General features: G+C 62.0%; 2 protein-coding genes. Both read right to left on the bottom strand.

The features are described 5' to 3' along the window. Positions 1–547: homoserine dehydrogenase (locus JK635_RS29165; protein WP_202655785.1), on the bottom strand; the 547-nt coding region annotated here is incomplete at its 3' end. Positions 548–663: 116 nt separating this feature from the next. Then, on the bottom strand, positions 664–952 hold a 289-nt coding region (locus tag JK635_RS29160; RefSeq protein ID WP_202655784.1), incomplete at its 5' end, for an aminotransferase class I/II-fold pyridoxal phosphate-dependent enzyme.

Genomic DNA, 952 nt, shown 5'->3' with positions numbered 1-952 from the left:
CTTCCTTCAGCACGGTATCGAAGTCCAGGCCCTTGTCGCGCATCTCGGACAGGATGAAGTTGGTGGTGCCGTTGATGATGCCGGCCACCCATTCGATGCGGTTGGCCGACAGGCCTTCGCGCAAGGCCTTGATGATGGGAATGCCGCCGGCCACCGCCGCTTCGAAGGCAACCATCACGCCCTTGTCCTGCGCGGCGCGGAAGATCTCGGTGCCATGGATGGCCAGCAGCGCCTTGTTGGCGGTGACCACATGCTTGCCGTTGGCAATGGCTTTCAGCACCAGTTCACGGGCGATGCCATAGCCGCCGATCAGTTCGACCACGATGTCGATGTCGGGATGATTCACCACCAGGTTGGCATCATCGACCACTTCGCACTGGCCATGGGTCAGTTCGGTGGCGCGGGCCGTGTTCAGGTCCGCCACCATCACAATCTCGATGCCGCGGCCGGCGCGGCGGCGAATCTCTTCCTGATTGCGTTTGAGGACGTCAAAGGTGCCGCCGCCGACGGTGCCTATGCCTAACAAGCCTACTTTGATGGGTTTCATGGTGATTCCGGACTCTGGTGACAAATGATTGGGGATAAGAATGGCGCCGGCATCGGCCGGCTGCCTGCGGCGGGCCGATGCCGGCCCGCGCTGCCTGTGCGCGTCCTATGCGCTTTCTATGCGATGCTGTGACGCCGACGGTAGCCATCGAGGAAGCGCGCAATGCGGCCAATGGCTTCGGTCAGGTCGTCGGTATTGGGCAGGAACACGACGCGGAAATGGTCCGTGGTCGGGCAGTTGAAGCCGGTGCCCTGCACGATCAGCACCCTCTCTTCAGCCAGCAGCTCATAGGCGAATTGCTGGTCGTCCGCGATCGGGTACATCTTCGGATCGAGCCGCGGGAACATGTACAGCGCCGACTTCGGCTTGACGCAGGTGACGCCCGGAATATCGGTCAACAGCTTG

It is taken from the genome of Neobacillus paridis, assembly GCF_016765675.1.
Taxonomy (GTDB): Bacteria; Bacillota; Bacilli; order Bacillales; family Cytobacillaceae; genus Neobacillus; species Neobacillus paridis.
Note: the sequence above shows the minus strand (reverse complement) of the source record. Positions and strands in the feature narration are given on the sequence as shown.